At 71.8% G+C, this 19,905-nt stretch carries 17 protein-coding genes and 1 pseudogene; 5 read left to right on the plus strand and 13 right to left on the minus strand.

The annotated features are described in order from the left end of the window. The first annotated feature begins 62 nt into the window (after positions 1–62). The 4 genes and pseudogenes from CP969_RS23395 to groL all read left to right on the plus strand — a co-directional run bounded on the left by CP969_RS23395 (position 63) and on the right by groL (position 4,145). On the plus strand, positions 63–1,001 hold the full coding sequence (locus tag CP969_RS23395) for a polysaccharide deacetylase family protein (RefSeq protein WP_171817473.1): 939 nt from the start codon (positions 63–65) through the stop codon (positions 999–1,001). After that, a pseudogene (locus CP969_RS23400) lies at positions 998–1,771 on the plus strand (polysaccharide deacetylase family protein); the annotation flags it as partial. The gene CP969_RS23395 and the pseudogene CP969_RS23400, both read left to right, overlap by 4 nt. A 325-nt stretch (positions 1,772–2,096) precedes the next feature. Next, positions 2,097–2,405 (plus strand): co-chaperone GroES, encoded by a 309-nt coding sequence (gene groES, locus CP969_RS23405; protein ID WP_004984412.1) that lies wholly within the window; start codon positions 2,097–2,099, stop codon positions 2,403–2,405. A 114-nt stretch (positions 2,406–2,519) separates the two neighbouring features. Beyond that, a complete protein-coding gene (groL, locus tag CP969_RS23410; RefSeq protein WP_004984411.1) occupies positions 2,520–4,145 on the plus strand; it encodes a chaperonin GroEL in 1,626 nt (541 codons plus the stop codon). Between the two features lie 284 nt (positions 4,146–4,429). Here groL and CP969_RS23415 read toward each other — a convergent pair whose 3' ends face one another. The 4 genes from CP969_RS23415 to CP969_RS23425 all read right to left on the minus strand — a co-directional run bounded on the left by CP969_RS23415 (position 4,430) and on the right by CP969_RS23425 (position 8,203). Further along, on the minus strand, positions 4,430–5,341 hold the full coding sequence (locus CP969_RS23415; protein ID WP_016824984.1) for a hypothetical protein: 912 nt from the start codon (positions 5,339–5,341) through the stop codon (positions 4,430–4,432). Positions 5,342–5,460: 119 nt separating this feature from the next. After that, positions 5,461–5,592 (minus strand): hypothetical protein, encoded by a 132-nt coding sequence (locus tag CP969_RS34285; RefSeq protein WP_263407160.1) that lies wholly within the window; start codon positions 5,590–5,592, stop codon positions 5,461–5,463. Positions 5,593–5,603: 11 nt separating this feature from the next. Continuing rightward, a complete protein-coding gene (locus CP969_RS23420) occupies positions 5,604–6,767 on the minus strand; it encodes an ARPP-2 domain-containing protein (RefSeq protein ID WP_016824982.1) in 1,164 nt (387 codons plus the stop codon). Further along, the gene (locus CP969_RS23425) at positions 6,764–8,203 is read right to left on the minus strand and encodes a hypothetical protein (RefSeq protein WP_016824981.1); all 1,440 of its coding nucleotides are present in this window, start codon (positions 8,201–8,203) and stop codon (positions 6,764–6,766) included. The genes CP969_RS23420 and CP969_RS23425 overlap by 4 nt, the downstream gene beginning before the upstream one ends. A 250-nt stretch (positions 8,204–8,453) precedes the next feature. On the opposite strand from CP969_RS23425, the gene CP969_RS23430 reads away from it, so the two are divergent. Then, positions 8,454–9,509 (plus strand): hypothetical protein, encoded by a 1,056-nt coding sequence (locus CP969_RS23430; protein WP_026084946.1) that lies wholly within the window; start codon positions 8,454–8,456, stop codon positions 9,507–9,509. A 441-nt stretch (positions 9,510–9,950) separates the two neighbouring features. On the opposite strand, the gene CP969_RS33945 is transcribed toward CP969_RS23430, so the two are convergent. From CP969_RS33945 to CP969_RS23480, 9 genes are all read right to left on the minus strand, one after another. Continuing rightward, positions 9,951–10,229: a hypothetical protein gene (locus tag CP969_RS33945; RefSeq protein ID WP_016824979.1), complete on the minus strand. Its 279-nt coding sequence runs from the start codon at positions 10,227–10,229 to the stop codon at positions 9,951–9,953. Positions 10,230–11,322: 1,093 nt separating this feature from the next. Then, positions 11,323–12,423 (minus strand): NAD(P)-dependent alcohol dehydrogenase, encoded by a 1,101-nt coding sequence (locus CP969_RS23440; protein ID WP_004984398.1) that lies wholly within the window; start codon positions 12,421–12,423, stop codon positions 11,323–11,325. Positions 12,424–12,530: 107 nt separating this feature from the next. Beyond that, on the minus strand, positions 12,531–13,619 hold the full coding sequence (locus CP969_RS34650) for a DUF7008 domain-containing protein (RefSeq protein ID WP_399474640.1): 1,089 nt from the start codon (positions 13,617–13,619) through the stop codon (positions 12,531–12,533). A 156-nt stretch (positions 13,620–13,775) separates the two neighbouring features. Next, positions 13,776–14,480, minus strand: coding sequence for an RloB family protein (locus CP969_RS23455; RefSeq protein WP_078495366.1), 705 nt, complete (start codon positions 14,478–14,480; stop codon positions 13,776–13,778). After that, positions 14,392–15,732 carry an AAA family ATPase gene (locus CP969_RS23460; RefSeq protein WP_016824977.1) on the minus strand — a complete coding sequence of 447 codons (1,341 nt, stop codon included), beginning with the start codon at positions 15,730–15,732 and terminating at the stop codon, positions 14,392–14,394. Before CP969_RS23460 ends, CP969_RS23455 begins: the two co-directional genes overlap by 89 nt. Before the next feature lie 126 nt (positions 15,733–15,858). Continuing rightward, a complete protein-coding gene (locus tag CP969_RS23465) occupies positions 15,859–16,362 on the minus strand; it encodes a hypothetical protein (RefSeq protein ID WP_016824976.1) in 504 nt (167 codons plus the stop codon). Positions 16,363–16,499: 137 nt separating this feature from the next. Continuing rightward, positions 16,500–17,207, minus strand: coding sequence for an ester cyclase (locus CP969_RS23470; protein ID WP_004984396.1), 708 nt, complete (start codon positions 17,205–17,207; stop codon positions 16,500–16,502). A 95-nt stretch (positions 17,208–17,302) separates the two neighbouring features. Continuing rightward, positions 17,303–18,076, minus strand: a complete 774-nt coding sequence (locus CP969_RS23475) for an SDR family NAD(P)-dependent oxidoreductase (protein WP_004984394.1) — start codon at positions 18,074–18,076, stop codon at positions 17,303–17,305. 79 nt (positions 18,077–18,155) lie between these two features. Continuing rightward, positions 18,156–19,793, minus strand: a complete 1,638-nt coding sequence (locus CP969_RS23480) for a multicopper oxidase family protein (RefSeq protein ID WP_144055256.1) — start codon at positions 19,791–19,793, stop codon at positions 18,156–18,158. Positions 19,794–19,905 lie beyond the last annotated feature (112 nt).

The following is a 19,905-nucleotide window of genomic DNA, read 5'->3' on the forward strand; positions in this document are numbered from 1 at the left end:
GTGCGCCTCCGGCCGCGGTGTCGGACCGGATCCCGGTGGGTGGACTGCGAGGATCCGGCCCCATGCGAGTAGTAGGACAAAATGACAAAAAGAGGACCGGTGGCCGGTCGTCGGGCGGTGCGCGGATCGGCCTCGTCGTGCTCGCGCTCGCCGTCCTCGCCTCGGGCTGCGGGCGGGACGAGGACGGCACCGGGGTCCCGCCGGCGGGCGGTCGGCAGCGCCTCGAGGCGCCCCCGGCCCGCGCCCTCGACTCCTACGCCGCCAAGCTGCGCGCGGCGCACGCCGCGCGGGTCGCCGCCGCGAAGCGCTGGGGACTGAAGAAGGTGCCCCTGATTGCCCCTCCAGCTCCGAAGAAGAAGCCGCGGATCACCACCCGCGAGGGCTTCGAGGTCGACGGCCACCGCCGACTGGGCCTCCCCCCGGTCTTCACCACCGTCCCCACCGAGGAGAAGGTCGTCTTCCTCACCATCGACGACGGCGCCGAGAAGGACCCCGAGTTCCTGCGGATGATGAGCGAGCTGAGGATCCCGTACAGCGCCTTCCTCAGCGACTACCTCGTCAGGGAGGACTACGGCTACTTCGGGAGGATGCGGGACCGGGGCGTCGCCCTGCACAACCACACCCTGCGCCACCCCGCCCTGCGCGGCCTGCCCTACGCCCGCCAGAAGCGCGAGATCTGCGGGATGCAGGACGTCATCGAGGAGCGCTACGGCGTCCGCCCGGTCCTCTTCCGCCCGCCCTTCGGCACCTACGACAAGGCCACCCTGCACGCCGCGAAGGCCTGCGGCATCACCCACGTCCCCCTCTGGAACCAGGAGGTCTTCGTCGACCGCTGGGAGTACCGCGAGTGGGACCGCGCCCTGCGCCCCGGCGACATCGTCCTCAGTCACTTCCGGGGCCGCGGGGAGTGGAAGGGCACGATGCCGGACATGATCCGCCGCTTCCTGGACAAGGTCACGGCCGAGGGGTACGCGGTGGGGCGGCTGGAGGACTACCTGTGAGGCGCCGGGGGGCACCGGCCGCCCTCCTCACGGCCGCCGTCCTGCTGGCCGCGCCCGCCGGGTGCGGCCCGTCGGCGGGGCAGGGGGACGGGACGGCCGTGCACCGGGCCGGGGAGAGGGCCGGGGAGAGGAGCGCGCAGGACGGCGCGAACCAGTCGCCCGGCGACGGTCCCGCACCGGGCGGCGGCGGACCGCCCGTCGTCGACCACGTCCCGACCGACGACGGGGTCGTCTTCCTCACCTACGACGACGGCGCCGAACGCGACCCCCGCTTCGTCGAGCTGGTGCGCGAACGCCGCCTCCCCGTCAGCATGTTCCTCACGGACAGTGTGGTGGGCCCCGGATACGCCCACTTCGCCCGCCTGCGCGCGGTCGGCGCGAGCCTGCAGAACCACACCCTCGACCACCCCGCCCTGCGCGGCCTGCCCTACGCCGGCCAGCGCGCCGAGATCTGCGGGCAGCAGCGCAAGCTCGAGTCCCGCTTCGGCGTCCGCCCGCACCTCTTCCGCCCGCCCTACGGCACGTACGACGCCACGACCCTGCGCGCCGCCGCCGACTGCGGCATCGCGGCGGTCGTGCTCTGGCGGGTGACGCTGGACGGCGACGGCGACCTCGCGTACACCCGCGGCGCGCACCGCCTGACCCGCGGCGACATCGTCTCCGTGCCGTCGGTCGACACCCCGTCCCTGTCCCTGGCGGACCGGACGGCACGGCTGCTGCGCGAGCTGGAGGAGCGGGGGCTGCGGGTGGGGAGGCTGGAGGACCACCTCCGGCGGACCGGCCCGTCCGCCGTTCGAGGACGGGGCCGTTCGGGTCGAAGCGGGGCCCGGAGCGGCAGTCCCCGGGACGGTCGCCGCAGCGCCGGCGGGCCGCACACACCCGTGCGAACGTCACCCCCGTACCGCCGACGCGCCGCGGGCCATTGGCACTCCGCTTGACCGAGTGCTAATCGCGGTCATAGTCTCGGGTCTGGCACTCCCCCCTGGAGAGTGCCAACTACGCGACGGGCAGGTCCGGCACCCGCGACGACGGATCGACCTGGTCGCCACCTCAGACAGTTAACCCCGTGAGATCTCCGAAGGGGGAGGTCGGATCGTGACGACCGCCAGCTCCAAGGTTGCCATCAAGCCGCTCGAGGACCGCATCGTGGTCCAGCCGCTCGACGCCGAGCAGACCACGGCTTCGGGCCTGGTCATTCCGGACACCGCCAAGGAGAAGCCCCAGGAGGGCGTCGTCCTGGCCATCGGCCCGGGCCGCGTCGAGGACGGCAAGCGCGTCGAGCTCGACGTGAAGGTCGGCGATGTCGTGCTGTACAGCAAGTACGGCGGCACCGAGGTGAAGTACAACGGCGAGGAGTACCTCGTCCTCTCGGCCCGCGACGTCCTCGCGATCATCGAGAAGTAAGTCACCTCGAAGCACTTTTGCTCGAACTGCGCCCCTGGCCCCCGCATCCGATAAGGAGCCGGGCGCCCGGGGCGCAGTGATGTCACCCAGATTTCCGAGAGGGCTCCCGCTGCCATGGCGAAGATCCTGAAGTTCGACGAGGACGCCCGTCGCGCCCTCGAGCGCGGCGTCAACAAGCTTGCCGACACGGTCAAGGTGACGATCGGCCCGAAGGGCCGCAACGTCGTCATCGACAAGAAGTTCGGCGCCCCCACCATCACCAACGACGGTGTCACGATCGCCCGCGAGGTCGAGATCGAGGACCCGTACGAGAACCTCGGCGCCCAGCTGGTGAAGGAGGTGGCGACCAAGACCAACGACATCGCGGGTGACGGCACCACCACCGCCACCGTGCTGGCCCAGGCGCTGGTCCGCGAGGGCCTGAAGAACGTCGCCGCCGGTGCCTCCCCGGCCGCCCTGAAGAAGGGCATCGACGCCGCCGTCGCCGCGGTCTCCGAGGACCTGCTCGCCTCGGCCCGCCCGATCGACGAGAAGTCCGACATCGCCGCCGTCGCCGCGCTGTCCGCCCAGGACCAGCAGGTCGGCGAGCTCATCGCCGAGGCGATGGACAAGGTCGGCAAGGACGGTGTCATCACCGTCGAGGAGTCCAACACCTTCGGTCTGGAGCTGGACTTCACCGAGGGCATGGCCTTCGACAAGGGCTACCTGTCGCCGTACTTCGTGACGGACCAGGAGCGCATGGAGGCCGTCCTCGACGACCCCTACATCCTCATCACGCAGGGCAAGGTCTCCGCCATCGCGGACCTGCTGCCGCTGCTGGAGAAGGTCATCCAGGCCAACTCCTCCAAGCCGCTGCTGATCATCGCCGAGGACGTCGAGGGCGAGGCCCTGTCGACCCTGGTCGTCAACAAGATCCGAGGCACCTTCAACGCCGTCGCCGTCAAGGCCCCCGGCTTCGGCGACCGCCGCAAGGCGATGCTGCAGGACATGGCCGTCCTCACCGGCGCCACGGTCGTCTCCGAGGAGGTCGGCCTCAAGCTCGACCAGGTCGGCCTGGACGTGCTCGGCTCCGCCCGCCGCGTCACCGTCACCAAGGACGACACCACGATCGTCGACGGCGCCGGCAAGAAGGAGGACGTCGAGGGTCGCGTCGGCCAGATCAAGGCCGAGATCGAGACCACCGACTCCGACTGGGACCGCGAGAAGCTCCAGGAGCGCCTCGCGAAGCTGGCCGGCGGCGTGTGCGTGATCAAGGTCGGCGCCGCCACCGAGGTGGAGCTGAAGGAGAAGAAGCACCGGCTGGAGGACGCCATCTCCGCGACCCGCGCCGCGGTCGAGGAGGGCATCGTCTCCGGTGGTGGCTCCTCGCTGGTCCACGCCTCCAAGGTCCTCGAGGGCAACCTCGACAAGTCCGGCGACGAGGCCACCGGTGTCGCGGTCGTCCGCAACGCCGTCGTCGAGCCGCTGCGCTGGATCGCGGAGAACGCGGGCGTCGAGGGCTACGTCATCGTCTCCAAGGTCAAGGAGCTCGAGAAGGGCAGCGGCTACAACGCCGCCACCGGCGAGTACGGCGACCTGGTCAAGGCCGGCGTCATCGACCCGGTCAAGGTGACCCGCTCCGCCCTGGAGAACGCCGCCTCCATCGCCTCCCTCCTGCTGACGACCGAGACCCTGGTCGTCGAGAAGAAGGAAGAGGAAGAGCCGGCCGCCGCGGGCCACGGCCACGGCCACGCCCACTGAGCGACACGCTCGTAGCCGGAGGCCCGGCACCCCTGACGGGGGTGCCGGGCCTCCGCCGTTGTGTGCCCGCCGCGTGCCCGCCGCGCGGGGAACCGCGCCCGCTCCGCCGGGACCGCGGGCTCCCTCCTCGTCACCCTGCCGGCCCTCCTCCTCGCCCTGCAGGGCCGGTGCCGGACACCGGCAGGAGCGGGAGGAACGGGAGGCGGAAGGGCGAGGGGCGGTTGACGCGTCCGGGCCCCCGCCAGGAAAGGCGGGGGCCCGGACGCGGAGTGCGCGAGCGCCGGTCAGCCGCGGGCCAGCCGGACCGCCGTGGTCTCCGTGACCGTCACCGGCTTGCCGTAGTCCGGGTCCGTGGCCGTCGCACGTGCCTCGACCTCCACGTCGCCCTGCTGGAACGGGACGGATCCGGTGGGCGTGGCCGTCGCGGTCCAGTCGACCGGTGCGCCCGGAACACAGGACACCGACGTGGAGTACGAGCCGCGGATGAGGTCCCGCCTCTTCACCTGGGTGATGTCACCGGACACGTCCACCCGGACGGGCTTGTTGCAGCTCACCGTGCCGTGCACGGTGGCCTTGCCGTTGAGGGCGCTCGCGGTGCCCTTCAGTGCGACGGCGAGGCCGAGGTCGAGCTCGGCCGGCGGGGGCGGGTTGTCGATGTGCACCTCACCGCGGGCGGCGGAGGAGCCTCCCTCACAGTGCTGCACGAAGGTGGCGTCGAGTTTCCTCACGTATCCCTGCGGACCGAACTCCACCGCGGTGATGGTGAATTCACCGGTGAGGGTGTTGCAACCGCGGCCGTTGCCGCTGAGGGAGAGACCGGGCTCGGTCGGCTCGTTGAAGGGGTGGCGGGTGGCTCCGGTGTACGTGCCCGGCGCGAGAGCCGTGCCGGAGGGGGCGGCGAGGTCGAGGTACCACCAGTCGCCGTTGGCTCCGTCCACGGAGAGGGAGACGACGTTGTTCCCGGTGTCGGCCGAAACGTTCAGGCGGTCCCGGGACGAGGTCGAGTAGGCGTAGGACTGGCCGCCACTGACCCAGTCGTCCGCGTCGCCGCTGAAGCCGAAGGAGCCCTCGGCGACCGGCTGCGCGTGCGCCTCGGTCCCGGGCAGCAGTCCGGTGGAGCCGGTGGCGAGGCCCAGGGCCAGTGCGAGGACCACGGCGGCGCGGCCGAGGACGCGTCTGGGAGCGGTGAGTTTCACGGACGTACCCCCTGCAGAGATGGAGTTTCCTCGTGCCGACATGAACCGTTCATCGGCGGGGCGAGTCTGCCAAGCGCGCGGGAGCGCTACAACTGGGTTTCCTGAGGCTTTAGTTGTGTTCAGGCCGCACTCGGACGCCCCGGCGGCCAGTCGAGCGTGTGCTGGGTCAGGGCCTGTTCGCCGAGAACCTCGTTGCACAGGCAGACCCCGTACGCCTCGTCGCCGTCGTCCCCCGATGCCGTGGCGCGCATCCTGCCCGGCGTCACCGACTTCGGTATCGGTCCAGGACGTCCTGGCGGAGCAGGTGACCGAAGCCGGCGGACTCCAGCCGCAGGCCCAACTGGGCCTCGGTGACGCCGAGGCCGGCCGCGGTGTCCGCCAGGTGCCAGTCGTGGGCGGCGAGCCGGTCGAGGAGGTGACCGCGGCGGACCTGGCTCTCCGACAGCCGGAACGTCTTGAGGTAGACGATCCGGCCCCTCTCGTCGGTGATGGCCTCGCCGATGTGGTTCTCCTCCTTGGGGCGGAACACCGGCAGGAAGCGGGAGAGGGTGAAGCGTCCCGTCCGGTGGACCGTCCGCCAGGTGTACGCGTGGTCCAGCAGGCCGCCGGCCATGGTCGTGTCGTGGAAACGCGCCCAGGCGTCCTCCTGGTCGGCGACCGCCGTGCGCAGCTCGGCCAGGGAGCGGATCCGCGCGTCGTCGACGCGGGCCCGGAAGTCCGGCACCGGCGGCATCAGCGTGGCGTAGTGGTGGATCAGCTCGCCGAACAGGTCCTGCAGGAGGGTCGGGTGGAGGGCGCGGTAGTCGTCGGGGTGCGGGACCGCGAACACGGCGGCGAGCGCGTCGGCGACGTAGAGCAGCACGCCGCACTGACCGGGGTGGATCTCGAAGACCCGCAGCGCGTCGGCGAGCCCGCGCACCTCGGTACCCAGGTACGCCTCCTCCGTGCGCGGGGAGAGCCCCCGGCGGACCGCGTGCTGCGACCACTCCTCCCAGGCGATCGAGGGACCGCCGAAGTGCAGTGCCAGGTAGCCCTCCAGCGCCAGGTGCAGGGGGAGGAACCGCAACCGGTGCTTGGCCTCGCGGCGGGCCGTCCTGCGGTGGAAACGCAGGCCCGTCGTGGCGATGGGGGCCGAGTCGCCGTCGGTGGGCATCTGGGTGCCGTAGGCGGCTGCCGGCGTGCCGTCGCCGGTCCAGGTGGCGACGAATCCGTGCGGGACGTAGGAGACGTAGGCGCGGCGCGGGCGGACCTCGACCGGAATCGTCGCGTCGCCGTACAGCCGCGCGTGCAGACGGAGGTCCTCGACGGGTTCGTCGCGCACGAGCGGCACCAAGCGGACGGCTCCCCAGACCTGGGAGGGACGGGCCTCCAGCCCGACCAGGTCCAGTCGGGCCGGATCCGGTCGGGTCGGGTCCGGTCGGGTCATCGCGCACGCTCCCGGTCGTGGTCGCTCAGCATCCGGGCCGCGCGGGCGTCCAGATAGGCGGTCAGTTCGGCCAGGCCGGTCCGGCCCTCCGCGAACTGGGCCAGTTCCACCAGCGCGGGAAGGTCCTCGGCGTCGCGGATGCCCACGGTGGGCACCGTCGGGGACAGCCGGCGCACGTCGAGGCCGGCCGCGTCGTAGACGGGGTTGACGTGCACGACGCCGGTGCGGCGCCCGGGGTCGAGCCGGGTCCGCCAGACCCGCAGCACCTCGGCGGCCAGGCCGGGGGGCGCGTTGTCCCAGCCGTCGGAGACGATCACCAGCCGGGACGGGGCGGTGTCCAGCGCGTCGAGGATCCGCCGGCCCAGCGGCGTCGGCCCGTACGGGCGGGCGAGCAGCGCGTCGGTCCGCCCGGACGTCCACAGCCCGGTGTAGCGGCCGGCGAGGGCCGCGAGCAGGTAGTGGCAGGCCAGCGCCACGGCCAGCGGCCGGCGGCGCTTGTGCGCCGAGCCGGAGGCGGAGAAGCTGTCGTCCAGGACGGCGGTGACCTCGCCCCAGCTCCCCCGGTGGGGGCCTGCCACCCGCCCGGCGGCCGACTCCAGGGCACGGGTCAGCTCGGCGCGCCGGCGCAGGCGGTCCTCGACCGGCAGCGAGAGCACGTAGGCCGCCAGCCGGGTCAGCGGCATCCCGGCCAGGTCCGCCCGTACCCGCGCGGCCCCGTGCCGGTGCGCGGAGTCCTGCAGCCGCAGGGTCTCCAGGCGGGTCATCCGCGGGGCGATGCGTTCCAGGAACACCTCCCGGGGGATGCCGTGCCGGGCGGCGAAGCCCTCGGCGACCGTGTAGGGCAGCTCGTACAGGGCGGCCTGCTCGTGGTGCGCCCGGCGCCACGTCTCCAGGAGGGGCGTCGCGTAGCGCTTGCGGGTCGCCGGCGCGAACAGGAACGCCCCCAGCTCCTCGTCGGCGGGGGCCAGGTGCGCGTGGCGCAGGGCCCGCTTGAGGCCGCTGCGGTACTTCACGGCGTCGAACGCCGGGTCCGGCCGGGCGGACAGCCAGTCGCGCATGATCGCGCGGCAGCGGCGGTTGTTCACCCCGGCCCGGCGCAGGGCGTCGAACAGCCCGTACACGCGGTGCGGCGGCAGCGTCGCCAGACGGCACGCGATCAGACGGCCTTCGCCGCGGCGCTGCTCGGCGGTGGCCTCACCGGCGGTCTCCAGCAGCCGCCGGATGACGAGGACCGCGTTGTGGTCGTTGATGTCGAGCGCGAGGACCCCGGCGTACAGGTCGCGGTAGTTCCCCAGCACGTACGCGTGGAGGAAGTCCAGGGAGAGCCGCTGCTCGTCCGCGTCGCCGTGGAATTCGCGCTGTCCGGTCGAGGTGATCGCCGCGTTGACGAAGAGCAGGACGTCCTCGGCCGCGACGAGGTCCCCGTACGCATCCATGCGGTTCTTCCCCCTGGGTGTGGACGCCGGCCGGGGAATGGGGGCGCGAGCTGCGAATCATTGCTTCATAGGCAGGTTCCGGAAGTCGCACCGGAGTCCCGCGGCCGGCCACCGGACCGTAACAGGGCGGGCCGCGGATCCTCCACCGCTTTCCGCTGCCCCGCCGCCCGGGCCCCGCGGCCGGGGCCCGGGCACGGTGTGTGAAGGTGGGGCCCGCAGTACGGACGGCAGGAAGCAGGAGGGGGCGGCGATGAGTCGGGTGCTCTACGCGGAGAAGTCGTGGAACCCGCTGGCGCGGACCGTGGAACTCACCGAGGAGCGGTTGCGCAGGGGCGGCCGGACGACACCGCTGGACGAGCTGAACCTCGCCGCCATGGCCGAGGCGTTCCTGCGGGGGCGCTGGCTCGGCGGCGGCGGCACGGAACGCCCCCTGGAATGGCTGGCGGAGGGCCGCGGGGCCGTCCCGGTCACCCGGGTGACCGGGACCACCACGCCCCTGAAGGTGCACCGGGCCGCCGAGTTCGCCCGCGCCCTGGGCGAGTTGGCGGTCCGCGGGTGCGGTGGCCCGGACGCGGTGGCCGCCCTCGTCGAGCGGGCCCGGGCGGAGGGCGTGCCGCTGTGGATCGCGCGCCGGTACGCGCCGGGCCCCGCCGGACCGGTCGCCGTCGCCGTGGACCGGCACCTGGTCCGCGTGGACGTCTGGGGACCGCACGCCCCCGCCGTACGGCTCAGGGCGCCGCACGGCTTCGACGACGACGCGGACGACCCGAGCGGCGGTCTGCTCCTGACCGTCGGCGACGCCCCCGCGCGGCTCGTCCTGAAGAGGAAACGCCGCAAGTCCAAGAGCCGCGTCGAGATCCACCTGCCCGACCGGCGGTGGACGCTGCGGCGCGAGGACGCGAGGAGTTCGTGGCTGCTGCGCGACGACCGGCGCGTCGCGCTGCTGACCCGCCCCTCACGCTGGCCGGACCCCGCACCCGGCACGGTGCTGCTGCCGCTGGCCACCGTGCACCACGAGAGCCCCGACCCCCTGGACGCCGTCATGGCCCACGCGGTCGCCGTGTCCTTCGGCCTCGGGGACACCACGGGCCTGGCCCGGTTCCGCACCGTGCACCGCTCCCGCGAGGAGGGCGAGGACGTGGGCGACGAGGCGTGGGACCGCCCCTGGTTCAGCAACCTCGGCAAGGGCCGGGACGACAACGAACCCGGCGGCGGCGACGGCTGGGGCAGCGACGGGGGAGACGGCGGCGACGGCGGAGGCAGCGGCGGTGACGGCGGCGGTGACGGCGGAGGGGGAGGCGATTAGGCGGGCGGCGGACGGGTCCCGGGAGGCGGGTCCGGGGCCTCGACGGACACGGCCCCGCCGACCCGACGGAGTGTCAGCCCGCCCGGACCTCGGCCTCGTCGGCCGGGAGGGTGGTGACCGGACCCAGTTCCGTACGGACGGCGACCGACTCGGCGGAGGCCCGCACCTCATCGGGGCGCCTCCGACTCACGACGGGCCGCGAAGGTCGTGGGCGGTGGACCGCTCCGGGCACCGGCCGCGTACCGAGGGGCGCGAACGACGGCGGAGCCCACGGAGATGCCCCGGTCGTCCCCACCTGCCGCGTCGGCCGCGACCCGGACCTGCCGGAGCGGACGCTCCCGGGTGCGCGGGTGCCGGTGAGTCGAGGCCGTGGCGGCACAGTGTCTCCTCACCGACCGGCCGGAAGAGCGTCACGTCACCTGGACGTGGTCGCCCTCGCATTCACGGAGGGCGGTGAGTCGGCTGGACAGGCGGAGGGGGCCGGAGCGGCCGGAGGGGGCCGGAAGGTTCGGAGACGGAGCGCGAGGCCGTGGTTCCGGGCATGCTGCCGGGGTCGGGCGCCGACGGGACGTCGCGGAGCAGGTAGCGCAGGAGACCGCCGGGGCGGTGGACCGGGGCGCCGTCGTCGGGCAGGCCGCGCAGGACGTGCAGGTGGACGGCGGCGGGGGTGTGGTCCGCCGCCGGCCAGGCGGAGACGAGGCGGGCGAGTTCGTCCTGCATGCCGCGGGGGACGCGGTGGAGCTCGGGGGAGAGGCGGGGGAGGGCGGCGACGAGGGCACGGGCCGCTCCGGGAACCCCGGCCGCCTCCGGGGCGGGAGCGGGAGCGTCCGGCTCGGCGGCCGGACGGTGGGAGGTGTTCTCCCGGGGTCTTTCCTTGGACGGCCGCCGGTGGGTGAAGGGGGCGGGTCACCGACCGCCGGAACCCGGGGACGCGGAGCGACCTGCGGCGACACGGGCGTGGAGGGCGCTCCCACGGACGTCCGGGCGAGGAGCTCGGCGGCCTCGGCGGCGCTCAACGGGGTGTTGCACACGAACTGTCGGGTCACCCAGTGACCGCCGGGTCCCTGGACCCGCCGCTCGTGCACGAACCCCTCCTCCTTGAGCTGCCGCTTGGCCCGCGTGAAGGCGCACGCCCCGGTGCGGGCGCGCTCGGCGGTGCGCGACAACGACTCGCGCGCTCCCTCCGGGAGCGAGAGCTGCCAGGTCAGCGACCGCACGGTGTCGGAGGGCAGGCGGGGATGCCGGATGAGGTCGTGGGAGAACTGCGTGAAGGCGCGCGGGGGCGCGATGAAGTGCCGGTACATCGCGGTGGGAGCCCTTACTTCCACTGGTGGTTCAGGCTCTCGCCGACGGCTGCAACCGTCGCGGGGGCCGCCTTCGTTCGTGCCCGGCGCGGCACACGGAAGACGTGTTGACGAGAGCGACGGTACTGCGCGGAACGTGCACGTGTGGACGCGTTGAGTGAAGAAAGCTTTCGCGAAGGGCGCTCACGCGTACGTCGCAATGTGGTCCGGTTCCGGGGTGGTCGAGCGCCTGCTCGTCCTGCCGTGGGAGCACGGGTGGCGAGGGCTGGACGTACCGAGGGGGTGAGCGGGACGGGGCCGGGCGCGGAGGGCGCGGGCTCGAACGGGGAGTTCCCGCGTTCCTTCTGCCGACGGATGAAGCTGTCGCGGGAGAGCGCGGGACTGACCCGGGCGAGGCCCGAGGGGCGCACGAGCTCGACAGCTCGTGCGCCCCTCGCGTTCGGACTGCGGGGCCCGCAGGGCTCGATCCCCGGTCCCCGGTGCTGCTCCGACGGCCCTCGGCCGGAACGTCAGAAGACGACGACCGGCTTGATCGCCACCCCACTGGCCGAGTCGGCGAACGCCTCGTTGATCTCCTTGAACTCGTAGGTCCGGACGAGTTCGTCGAGGGGGAAGCGGCCCTGCTGCCACAGCTCGACGAGGCGGGGGATGAAGACCTGCGGGACCGAGCTGCCCTCGATGACGGTCTTGAACGTCCAGCCCTTCAGGAGGGACTCGCCGATCTCGAAGGGAACCGTCGTACCGGCCGCCGCGGCTCCGACGAGAACGATGGTTCCCCGGATCGCCAGTGCGTCCAGCGCCTGGGTCAACAGGGCCGGTACGGCAGTGGTGTCCACGGCGTAGTCCACGCCCTTGCCGCCGGTGATCTTCTTCAGCTCGGACACGACATCGGCGCTGCCGGAGTTGATGGTGTGGGTGGCGCCGATCCGCAGGGCCAGCTCCAGCCGGGAGTCGTGCAGGTCCACGGCGACGATCGTGGTGCAGCCGGCGACCTTGGCCGCCATGATGGCCGCCGAACCCACCGCGCCGGCCCCGAAGACCACCAGGGACGTGCCCGCGGCGGGCTGCAGCTCGTTGAGCACCGCTCCGGCGCCGGTCTGCAGGCCGCAGCCCAGCGGGCCGAGCTTCTCCAGCGGTACGTCGGCCGGGACCTTGACCACGCTGCGTTCCACGACGTTGGCGTGGGTCGCGAAGGAGGACTGGCCGAAGAAGTGGGAGGACACCTGTTCCCCGTTCGAGGACAGGGAGGTGGTGCCGTCCGTGCGCCGGCCGCCGAAGCACTGTTCGTAGGCGTTCTCGCAGTAGGTCGGGCTCCCGCTCATGCACTGCGAGCAGACCCCGCAGGAGGCAGCCGACAGGACCACGTGATCCCCGGGCACCACGCTGGTGACCCCGCTGCCGACCGCTTCCACGACGCCGGATCCCTCGTGGCCGAGGACGGCGGGCAGCGGGGTCGGGTACACCTGGTCCCGCACGATCGCGTCCGTGTGGCACACGCCGGTGGCGACCATGCGGACCCGGACCTCGTCCGGCCGGAGGTCGTCCAGTTCGAGTTCCTCGATCGTCAGCGGTTCCGACTTGCTCCGGGCGACAGCGGCGGTGATGTTCATGGCGCAAATCATCCTTTCGCTTCTGCAATGTGGCGGTAGTTGAACCGTAAACCACTTTATGGATGAAAGCCAGCCCGGATTCGGGGATGTTCGGGGGGAGGTGACCGCTATGGTGTTCGGTTCCCTGGGCGGGTGAGGTGATGCCGGAGGGGCGGGAGGTTGCTGTTGCCACGATCGTTGCTATGGCCGTGACCATGGCCGTGGCCGTGGCCGTGGCCGTGGCCGGTCAGTCGGGCCGGCTCCTCGCGCACCCTCGTTCCCCTTGCGCCTCGGGCAGGCCCGCTCCCTGCCTCGACTGCGACACCGGGTCCGTCGCCCGACCCCCGCCCATGACGCTGCGGAGGCGTTCCCGTAGGGGGTGGTTGATCTCGCCGTGGCTCGGCGAATCGGCTGTGCGACGGGTGTTCCCTCGTACGTCGCAACTCGTGGTGATTCCGGTGTGGTTGATACCTGCCCGTCCTGCCGTGCGAGCACGGGTGACAAGGGCTGGACGTGCCGAGGGGCGAGCGGAATGGTGCAAGGGCGCTGATTCGGCCTCGGTCGGGCGTCGGAGCAGGAGATGAACCGCTCCTTGGGCACGTCGAGCTTGCCGCAGTTCGCGACCAGTAAGAGTGTTTGAGAAGTCGGCACTGCTGCTCCCAGACCTGCTCCCACTGGGGCCGCTTGCGCAGCCAGGAGTTCTTGTGACGGAGAGCGGCGAGGTACGGCACATGCTCGGCCTCGATGACGGCGGCGAGCACGGTGGCGAGGGAGGCATCCCGCTTGCCGAGGTGATCGGTGGCATAGAGCCGGGCGACGGCCTGCACGTCCTGGTCGTGCCGCAGTGCGGCGGTCTCATGCTTCCCCAGGACCCGGTGGAGCAGCGATGCTTGTACTCGGGCCGTTCGATGAGCCGGATGTCCTTGTTGGCCTCGATGAGATCTCCCATGAACCTGCCCGTGGACAAGATGAAGGCGGACGTTCCCGCCTTCAAGTCGTACGTCGACGACATCGTCCGGCTGAACCAAGACGACTGGCGCAAGCAGGCCCTCGAGGAGTTCAGGAAGAACGGCAGGAAGCCGGTTGCCTTCCCGGTCGAGGCCAAGCAGCCCGAGGGCTCCTACTTCACCCAGCAGGCCGATCCCAACTGGTTCTACGCGGATTGAGCATTCCGTCGGCGACCACAGCACATGCCGTCGGCTCGCCACCGACGGCACCGGGTTCCGCGGGGAGCCGAACGACGCTTCCCAGGACAGGACGCGGGCCGGAAAGGAACTGCGGGAAGCCAACCAGCGGCAACCGTCCCTTCGGCCCGGAGAACCTGAGCTGTCTTCCCTGGCGAGCCGCGCCCCTGACGACGGATCGATGAGCGATCACCAGAGCGGACGCGTCCGCGCGGACGTCAGTTCCGCAGATGAGCCGGGACGATCTCCCGGACTAGTCGCCACATCCCGGTCGACGGGTTCTTCTTTGTGCTCCTCACCCGGCCTCGCCAGCGCCCGTGCCCGTTCCACGGCCTGCGGCCACGTCTCCCGGTAGAGGTCGAAGGTGAATCTGTCCGCAGCCTTGCTGTAACCGCGGTGATGGGGGAGAAGATGCCGCTCGGCCTGCCGGAAGCCGTCGACGGGGGCGCTGTGGGTGCGGAAGTGGAGCAGGAGCCACAGTTCGAAACACGGGTTCGACAGGGCGATGTCGATGCGCTCGGCACGGGCCAGCCGCAGTGCCTCGTCCAGGTGTGCGAAATCGTCCACGTCGAGGACGCACCACGTGCGGTCGTAGTGATCGCGGGCCCGTGTGCGCTCACCGGCCGCGTGCCGGACCACGGAGACCGGGTCCTGCGGACAGACCTTGACCCGTACATCGACGGCGCGGTTGTCCACCACCCTCAACAGACCCCTGATGTACGCCGGTTCGGTGTTCCTCGCCCCGCACACCACCAGGATCGTCGGTAACGCGTCCCGGTACGCCGGCCTGCGGCGCAGCGTGGACTCACGCCGTGGATTCCTCCGGCCGTCTTGCTTCGGATCCCTCGCCACCCGTCTCCCCCCGCCTGGCGATCGCCAGCGTGAACGTGTCATCGACCATGGGCACCGCGCCGTAGCTCCCGCTCAGGTAGCGCCGCTCTCGGTTCTCGTCCTGGCGCGGCCGGAAGTCGGACAGCGGATACAGCGAGCTCTCCCCGAACTCGTTCTTCGTCACGAACCAGACCTGGTCCCGCTTCAGGATGTCCTCGCCGGCCCTGCGGCCCAGCAGGCTCACGTCATGGCTGGTGAACAGCAACTGGGCGCCGTGCGGATTGCGCTCGGGGTCCTGGAAGAGACCGACGAGGAAGGCACTGAGCCGCGGGTGCAGGCTGCTGCCCAACTCGTCCACGACCAGGGTGCCGCCGCGACGGGCCACCCCCTCCAGCGTGAACGCGTACTCCACCAGCGCCTGCGTACCGGCGGACTCCGCGTTCAGCGGCACCTCGAACGGGCCGTTCCTGCCGGTGTGCCTCAGGAGCAGTTCGTGGCGTGTCCGCCGGTATGTCCTCGGCATGTCGAAGAGCGCCTCCGTCTCGGAACCCCGGGAGGCGGACCGCGGAGAGTAGAGCTCCTCCTCGACCGTCTCCACACGGAAGTCCTCGATCCCGAGGTCCGCGACGCGCAGCAGGTCCCGCAGATGGGTCGGCTCTCCCCGCTGGTCCAGACGGCGTGCGAGATTCCTGAGCATCAGCGCGCGGTGCGTCGGGCCGTTCGTCAGGGGGCCGCCGAACACCAGGTCACTCCGGAACCACCGGTATACCGGGTGAACCACGTCCGTGGCCGTCTTCGACCGGGCGGCCATGGACAGGAACAGTGCGTTGGGAGCCGTCACATCGGCGACCGTGTGTAATTCCCTGGGGCGGTCCTGCGAACTGCCGACGCGGAAGTCGTCTCCGTTCCGCTCGAACACCACCCGCTTGCGACCCTCCGGGTAGGCGTACAGCCACTCGCCGACGACGTGCTCGTCGTCCACCTCGAAGCCGTAGACGTACCTGACCCCGCGCACGAGGAGGTCGGCGACGTACCAGGAGGAGTCCGTCTCCCGGACGTCCGAGAGGAAGGGCTGCCTGCTCACGCCCTCGCCGTCCTCCGCCAGGAGGTGCGACCGGGTCACCATCTCCGCCATGTAGCGCAGCGCGTCGACGACGTTGGACTTGCCGGCCGCGTTCGAGCCGAAGATCCCCGCGACCGGTACCGCCTCCCACGCGGTACCCGGCGGCCGGTCCCCTTCGTACACCGGCTGAAGCTGCCACTCCAGCTCGTCGCGGATCGAGCGATGATTGGCCACCCTGAAGTTCAAGAGCATGTGTACCCCCTCCCGCAGGCTAGCTTCACCCGGTTTTGTGCAAGTGAATCGCCGGTGATGGGGTCTGGCAAGCAGAATCGGGAAGTCGGGCGCCAGATCGAGCCCTACGGGTGTACGCCGACGCCGTCAGGGCCGTGCCGGCGCGGACCGGAGGACCTTGAGGAACGGCCCGCCCAGCACCTCCCACTCGCTGGCCCGGTTCACCACCTCCACCGTCCGCCCGTCCGGCGTGGGCGTGGCGCGCGGGTCCTCCGCCGGCAGCAGCCACAGGCCGTGCGGGACGTCGGCCGGGTGCCGCGCCGCCTGCTGGAGGCCCGCCCGCAGCTCCCGGCCGCCCGCCTCCCCGTAGCGGGTGACCAGCCCGGCCTCGTGCAGCAGCACGACCGAGCGGGGACCCGCGACCTCGGCGACGTCCACCACCCGCTGCCGGACCCGCTCCGCCGCCAGCCGCGTGTACGAGGCGAGCACCGCGTCCAGCGTGCCCGTCGCCGTGAACCTGACACCCGCCTTCAGCAGCGCCTGCCGGCGCACCGACTGCTCCTCGGCCAGCTCCCGCAGGGCGTCCAGGAACACGGAATTCAGCGACACCGACGCCGGCTCCACCAGCCAGGTGTCGGCGAGTGGCGCCATGCCGTCCGGAGCCGGGACGGCGCGCAGCTCGCGCGGCGCCGTCGTCCGGCCGGGCAGCGGCTCCCGGTGGGGTCGTGTCCGACAGGGGGACGCGCCGTTGTCCTGCCTGTGGGACCGGGGCCGCTGCCGAGCGCGCCTCAGAGATCCGTCGGCTCCACCACTCCCAGCTGTGTCATCAGCCCGAGCCGGTCGTACTGCCACCAGCCCTCGACGATCTTTCCGTTCCCGCCGAAGCGGAAGATCGTCGTGCCCGTCATGGACACCTTCTTCCCGGTGGCCGGGATCCCGAGGAAGTCGCCCCGGTGGGTCCCCTCCCAGCTCCACCGCGTGCACACCCGGTCCTCCTGGGCGATCTGGTCCTCGATCCGGAACGAGAAGTCGAAGCCGCCGCGCCACACGTCCATCTCGCGCCGGAAGTGGTCGAGGCCGATGATGTCCTGCTCGTTCGCCGGATCGTGGTCGTGGTAGTGCTCCTCGACCAGGCCCGTCACCGGTGACAGATCGCTCCCGGTGGCCACCACCTCGAAGAACCGCCGCGCGGAGTCCGTGTTCAGCTGCGCGTCCCGCACCACGTCCAGGTCCGTGAACGTGGGCGTCCCGTCGCAGAGCGCCACCATCTCCCGGAAGATCCGGTCGGTCTCCGGGAGCTGCGAGTTCCGCACCGCCTCCTCGTACGATGGGAACTCCACGATCTCGACGACGTGCTCCGCGTCCGAGCGGTCCTTGCCGACCACCGTGTGCGTCGCCGTCCGCCTTCCCCTGGTCTGCTCGACCCACTGGTCCATGAGCCGGTCCATCTCCTCGAACCGGTTCGTCCTGCAGTCGATGAGCTGTACGAAGGTCATCCCGCTCGCCTCCGGCGCCCCCCTGGTCCGGGTCCTGTCAGCCCCATTTTCCTCCCGGGCACGGGCTCCGGCCCGCCGTGGCCGCGGTACGACCCCTACCGGGGCCCGTACTTCCGTCCCGTCCGCGAGGAGATCCCGCCCAGCACGCTCCGCGGGACCAGCTTCGCCGCTCCCATCAGCGCCTTGTACCGGGGATCGGGGATCGACAGTGTCTTGCCGCGGGCCAGGTCCGCGAGGGCCTCCGCGGCGACCTTGTCCGCGTCCAGCCACATCCAGTTCGGGATGTTGTCCGTCCCCATCCCGGCCCGCTCGTGGAACTCGGTGCGCACGAACCCCGGGCACAGCGCCATCAGGCGTACGCCGTTGCCCGCCAGGTCCAGCGCCGCGCCCTGGGTGAACTGCACGACCCACGCCTTGGACGCCCCATAGGTCCCGCGCGGCAGGAACGCCGCGGTCGAGGCGACGTTCACGACACCCCCGCGCCCGCGCTCCCGCATCACCTCCGTCGCCGCCGAGGTCAGCCGGAGCACCGCCTCGCAGTGCACCTTGAGCATCCTCAGCTCGTCGGCCATGGGGACGTCGAGGTACCGGCCCTTGTTGCCGAAGCCGGCGTTGTTGACCAGCAGGTCCACGGGGTTCTTGCGGTCGCCGAGCCGGGCCGCCACCGCCTCGATGCCCCGGTCCTCCGCCAGGTCGGCCGTCAGCACCTCCGCCTCGATGCCGTGGCGGTCGTGCAGTTCGGTCGCCTGTTCCCGCAGTCGGCCGGTGTTCCGGGCCACCAGCACCAGGTCGTGTCCGTCGGCCGCCAGCCGCCGCGCGAACGCGGCACCGATCCCCGCCGTCGATCCCGTAATCAGAGCCGTTGTCATGCCGCAAGAGTAGTTACCCGGAGCGGAGGCGTCCGCTCTGCGGCTCCGCCGTACGGGGAGGCGCCGTGGACCGGCCGGTTCAGTCGCCCCCGTGTCCGCGTCCCTGACCACCATGACCCCCATGGCCTCCCTGGGCCGCACGGTCCGTATGACCCGAGTGTCCCGGCGGTTTCCCGGCCGGCTGTCCCTTCTCGACCACCACGAACTGGCCCATCATCCCCTCGTCTTCGTGATACAGCAGATGGCAGTGGTACATGTACGGAGTGTCCGGATCGGCCGGTCCCGTGAAGCGCAGCGCCAGCTTCATCGTCGTACCGTGCGGCACGAACACCGTGTCCTTCGGCCCCCGCAGGGCCGGCGGCGGAGCCGCACCGTTCACCTCCACCACGCGGAACTGCACGTCGTGCACATGGAAGTTGTGCGGCATGCCGTTCGTGTTGCGTATCGTCCACACCTCCGTCGTGCCGCGTGTGACCGTCTCGTCGATGCGTCCCATGTCCATCGCCCGGCCGTTGATCCCGGACCGTTTCAGGTCGAAGTGCCGGCCGCGCACGGCCTCCTCCTCGCGCGGCACCTCCGGCTCGACGAGCTCGGCGGGAAGCCCGGGGGAGGGTCGCAGCCGCTCGGCCGCACGCAACTCCAGTACGTCGAACGAGTCGTCGCCCCCGCCGAACCGCCGCTGCCAGGCGTCCCCGTAGTTGTCCTGCGGGAAGCTGCGGAGCATCACCCGCTCACCCGCCTCCACCCGCACGACGATCTCGGCGCGCTCTCCCGGTGACAGCTGCACCCGGTCCATGACCGCGGGCCGTGCCGACAGACCGCCGTCCGTGCCCACCAGGGAGAAGCCGCGGTCGTCGGGGAAACCGAAGGCATAGGTGCGCGCGGTGGAGGCGTTGAGCAGCCGCAGCCGTATCAGCTCGTCGTGCACCTGCCGATAGGGGCGCAGGGTGCCGTTGACCATCGTCCGGTCGCCCAGGAAGCCCACGTTCTGCATCAGCCCGCGGTCGCCGGCCAGCTGCGAGCCGTCGAAACGGACGTCCTGTACGACGACGGGCAGGTCGTCGACGCCGTACCGCTTCGGCAGGGGGAGGCGCGCGGACTTCTCGTCGTCGAGGAGGAACAGGCCCGCCAGGCCGCGCCGGACGTGCGCCTCGGTCCTGCCGTGCGGATGCGGGTGGTACCAGAGCGTCGCCGCGGGCTGGTCCACCGTCCAGTGCGGTGTCCAGGTGGCCCCCGGGGCGATCATCTGGTGCGGGCCGCCGTCCATGCGCGCCGGCAGGTGCATGCCGTGCCAGTGCACGGAGGACGCCTCCTCCAGGCCGTTGGCGACCCGTACGCGCACCTTCTCACCGCGCTGTGCCCGCAGCGTCGGGCCGAGGTAGGAGCCGTTGAACCCCCAGGTGGGGGTCTTCACCCCGTCCCGGAACTCCGTCTCGCCCGCCTGCATGCGCAGCTCGAAGACCCGGGTGCCGTCCTTCTCGACGGTCGACTCGGCCACCGGCGGTATCACCAGCGGGTTGTCGAACGGCGCCTCGCCCACCGTGCTGACCTTCGCGTCGGTCCACAGCCGGGCGAACAGGCCGCCGACGGCCAGGGCGGCCGCGACGACCAGCGAACCGAGCACGAGGACGAGCCGCTTCCGGCGGAAGGCGCGACGGGGGCCGTCGGACGGGTCTCCCCCGCCCGGCGCCGCGTTTCGAGACGTGTGACGGGACATGCCTCGAGCGTCCTCGCCCACGACGCACCGGACATCGGGGAACCGCCCCGACCCGCCCCTGAGCCGACCCCGGCCCGCAGTCCGGGGTTTCCCCCCAGGAGCCGCTCGGCGC

The sequence above is a fragment of the Streptomyces viridosporus T7A genome (assembly GCF_008704515.1).
GTDB lineage: Bacteria > Actinomycetota > Actinomycetes > Streptomycetales > Streptomycetaceae > Streptomyces > Streptomyces viridosporus.